Source organism: Methylocystis sp. (genome assembly GCF_051061225.1).
Classification (GTDB): Bacteria; Pseudomonadota; Alphaproteobacteria; order Rhizobiales; family Beijerinckiaceae; genus Methylocystis.
Window position 1 is genome coordinate 1 of sequence record NZ_JBPFEB010000052.1, and the last position, 3,361, is coordinate 3,361.

The 3,361-nt window shown below is 60.0% G+C and carries 8 protein-coding genes; 5 read left to right on the plus strand and 3 right to left on the minus strand.

Annotated elements, in window-relative coordinates; genetic code table 11:
• The 3 genes from ACR652_RS10300 to ACR652_RS10310 all read left to right on the plus strand — a co-directional run.
• Positions 1-496 (plus strand): TCP-1/cpn60 chaperonin family protein (locus ACR652_RS10300; RefSeq protein ID WP_434506424.1); only part of this gene is annotated, 496 nt, incomplete at its 5' end.
• 344 nt (positions 497-840) lie between these two features.
• On the plus strand, positions 841-1,071 hold the full coding sequence (locus tag ACR652_RS10305) for a WGR domain-containing protein (RefSeq protein WP_434506425.1): 231 nt from the start codon (positions 841-843) through the stop codon (positions 1,069-1,071).
• Between the two features lie 192 nt (positions 1,072-1,263).
• Positions 1,264-1,668 carry a VOC family protein gene (locus tag ACR652_RS10310; protein WP_434506426.1) on the plus strand — a complete coding sequence of 135 codons (405 nt, stop codon included), beginning with the start codon at positions 1,264-1,266 and terminating at the stop codon, positions 1,666-1,668.
• Positions 1,669-1,967: 299 nt separating this feature from the next.
• Here the strand turns inward: ACR652_RS10310 and ACR652_RS10315 are convergent, their stop codons facing one another.
• Together ACR652_RS10315 and ACR652_RS10320 are read right to left on the minus strand one after the other, a co-directional pair.
• Positions 1,968-2,159 carry a hypothetical protein gene (locus ACR652_RS10315; RefSeq protein WP_434506427.1) on the minus strand — a complete coding sequence of 64 codons (192 nt, stop codon included), beginning with the start codon at positions 2,157-2,159 and terminating at the stop codon, positions 1,968-1,970.
• A gap of 312 nt (positions 2,160-2,471) precedes the next feature.
• Positions 2,472-3,062, minus strand: coding sequence for a hypothetical protein (locus tag ACR652_RS10320; protein ID WP_434506428.1), 591 nt, complete (start codon positions 3,060-3,062; stop codon positions 2,472-2,474).
• Between ACR652_RS10320 and ACR652_RS10325 the strand changes: the two genes are divergently transcribed.
• Positions 2,995-3,159, plus strand: a complete 165-nt coding sequence (locus ACR652_RS10325; RefSeq protein WP_434506430.1) for a hypothetical protein — start codon at positions 2,995-2,997, stop codon at positions 3,157-3,159. The two genes, ACR652_RS10320 and ACR652_RS10325, sit on opposite strands and share 68 nt — an antisense overlap.
• Positions 3,159-3,233: a hypothetical protein gene (locus tag ACR652_RS10330; protein ID WP_434506429.1), complete on the plus strand. Its 75-nt coding sequence runs from the start codon at positions 3,159-3,161 to the stop codon at positions 3,231-3,233. The genes ACR652_RS10325 and ACR652_RS10330 overlap by 1 nt, the downstream gene beginning before the upstream one ends.
• Here the strand turns inward: ACR652_RS10330 and ACR652_RS10335 are convergent.
• On the minus strand, positions 3,234-3,361 hold a 128-nt coding region (locus ACR652_RS10335; protein WP_434506079.1), incomplete at its 5' end, for an integrase core domain-containing protein. It abuts the gene before it with no gap.

A 3,361-nucleotide genomic window follows, 5' to 3' on the forward strand; every position in this document is an offset into this window, starting at 1 on the left:
CGTCGGCGGCGCGACGGAAGTCGAGGTCAAGGAGAAGAAGGACCGCGTCGACGACGCCCTCAACGCCACCCGCGCGGCGGTCGAGGAAGGCGTTTCGCCCGGCGGCGGCGTCGCCCTGCTGCGCGCCATCAAGGCGCTCGACGGCGTCAAGGTCGGCAACTCCGATCAGCAGACCGGCGTCGAGATCGTGCGCAAGGCCATTCAGGCCCCGGCGCGCCAGATCGTCGACAACGCCGGCGGCGACGGCGCCGTGGTGGTCGGCAAGCTGCTCGAATCCAAGGATTACTCATTTGGGTATGACGCGCAAACAGGCGAGTTCGGCGACCTCGTGAAATTCGGCATCATCGACCCGACCAAGGTCGTGCGCACCGCGCTTCAGGACGCTGCGTCGATCGCCGGTCTGATCATCACCACCGAGGCGACGATCACCGAGCATCCCAAGAAGGAAACCGCGCCGGCCATGCCCGGCGGCGGCATGGGAGGGATGGATTTTTAAGGTTCGCGATACCAAAGGCCCTGAGGGTACTCAGGGCCTTTTCTCGAGGAGACGCCCGCCGGCTCGCGGTTGTGTTTAATCGTGGCATCCGGCTCGCCGACTTGCCGGGTCAAGGCCAAATGCGTCACTGTCATCACCAATGTACTCCAAGGACGAAGGTCGGCATGCAAAGGCGCAACGCCTCCGGTTCCTGATAGCGCCGTAAGCGACTATCGAGCAAAACCCCCTCGACGCGTCTCAACGGTGAGCGCATAGCGCGAGCAGATAGTCGGCGGCGCCCTTGATCTCCGCGCCTCGCTACATCCCTTGACCGACTCCGCGCCATGGCTGAGACTCGCTCTCACATGGACCCCATCCTTCTGCATCGCATCGACGCGGCTAAGAACATGAGCCGTTTCTATCGCCTTGACGTAGCGCCCGACTTATTCGGGCGTTGGTGTCTTGCCGTCGAATGGGGGCGGATCGGCCGCAGCGGACGTCTGCGCCTGACGGCCTATGAGAGCGCGGCCGAAGCTTGGGAGGCTCTTGCGCGGCAGCGGCGCGTCAAGGAGCAACGCGGCTATGTCGCCATATGACAAAGCCTTCATCGACCCCATTCGGAGACAAGGCTACGGCTCTTGGTTTCGAACTTTGGCTGTGCCCACGGGTGGGTCTATGGAATTTACGCCGCTAAAGCGAACTCGCTCAAATGCCGTCAACTTGGGGGCGCGTCATGTCGCGCCTGTCGCTCCAACCGAATGCAAGCCAGCCGCCGGAAGGCGGATAGTATGGCGCTGCCCGAGGGTCGTTGCATGATTGGGTTTGTGCTTGTCGGAACAAATGACTTGGATCGCGCGGCGCGATTCTATGATGAAATTTGCGGCGTCCTCGGGGCCAAGCGCCTCTACTCAATAACGAATGGGTGCACAGGCGTGATGTATGGAGCCGGCGATGGGCCGACGCTCGGGGTTGTTCTGCCGTTTAATGGCGAGCCCGCTCGGCCAGGCAATGGCGTTATGGTCGCGCTTCCCGCAACGTCGGTAGATGAAGTTGAAAGGGTTCACGCCCTAGCAATTTCTCTTGGCGGGGTAGATGAGGGCGCGCCCGGCTCGCGGGGCGACAAAACGGCATATTGCGCCTACTTCCGCGATCCTGATGGCAATAAAATTTGCGTATTTCGATCGCTGGCATAATCATGCCAGGGGGGTCGTGACATGCTGTCGCCCGTCTGCTGTTGGCGCCGTACGGCGCCCAACCGGCTGTCTGAGCAAAATGTCTCGCGCAATGTTCTCGCCTGATGTCCATACCTCCATGACGTTCAGACGATCTCGCGAACCTCTCTCGCGGATCGCAAGCGAATGGATGAGACCGCCAAAGACGGACGCATTTGAAGCTCTCGATGGAAAGGGAAGAGACTTTTCAGAGAGCTTTGGGTTGCAGGGCGCGTAGCGCCCTGCCCTTCAAGCCAGTGGCGACGCGGACGCCGGCGGCTTCAGATCAGCTCTTTTCCTGATAGCCTTTCGAGCTCGAGGATTGAGATTTCTGCGCCGTCCCGCGTAAAGACCTTGATGTTCGGCTCATGCTCAGCCAGTAAGGCCTTGGCCCGTTCGAGACACGCCGTAGCCGTTTCTAGGCGCTCTGTTTTTTCATTGGGGTCTGTCCCATGCTTTATTGCATACGCCATTTCTTCCTCCTTGCGCCAAGCCATAAGGGAGGAAGTTGGGCTCTGGTCCAGCCGGGCAAGCGTTCAGGTTAGCGATTGGAAGATTGGCGAATCGAATCGACAATTGGTGACTGGATCGCGCGCGTCATGTCTGCAGTGCTGACTAAATTCCTGCGAAGCTTGACGAGTATCCCGCGATCCCGCCGGGGCCGGAAAATTGCCCGCGCCCACGTGATGAGCCTGAGCGAAGAGTAGGCCGCGACTGGCGGTGTCCCTACTCATTGAGAGAAAACGTCCGTGGGCAGGCATTCATCCAGACCACACGCCCAAGGTTTAGAGGAAGACCGACAAGAGCGGCCTCTGTTCGACATGCTTGCGGATAATTGCGCGAAGGTTATCCATGGAGGCTTCGAAATGGGCCTGCCTTAGATCTCCGCGGACCATTTCATGGCGTAGGAAGACACAGAACGTCGCGAGCACGTCGGTCAGGCAATAATCCGCGACTTCGGCCGCAACGAAAGCCTCGACCTGACTGCCATCAACGCCTCCAATCTTCACGGGAATGTTTGCGAGCTCTGCCATCTCGGCGAGGCTGGGTTTGGTCGAAGCGCCATAGGATGAGAGCACGTCGCAAAGGTCTATGTGATCTTGGCCGAAGCGATGCCAATAATTCCGACGGCCGCCATTATGCAGCCCCGGCACTGGAACGCCGAGCGCGAAGGCCCGGTAGCGAAGCAAGGGAAGGTCGAATCCATTGCGGCCTAGAGCTTGGAGTGCGGCAAGGTTTTTCCGCTCTCGCCTCAGAGCTACGAGATGTCCCGCTCGAGCCTGCTGATCGCAAAAAAATTGAACGAGCGTGAGCGAGCCGAAGCGCGTCGTTAAGGTCGGCAAGACTCCCGTGCTCGATCCTTCCGAGGCGCGCATTCTACTCGACAGCATCGACGTGACGACGCCGGTCGGCTTGCGCGACCGGGCGCTCATCGGGTTGATGGTCTGCACGACGACCCGCACGGCAGATTGATGTTGACGGTTCTTGGTGGTCTTGCTGAATTCGAGTGCGAACTGATTCGCGCGCGGACTAGGTGTCACTTCTGATCAGGTTGTTCCGAGGAGAGCCTGAGTGGGCGGTCGTCGGTTTAGGGCCGAATGAGGCCTGCGGTCATTATACCACGAGAGCCATCGGTCGAGATCGGCGGCGCGCGCATCGGATGATTTGAAAGGAA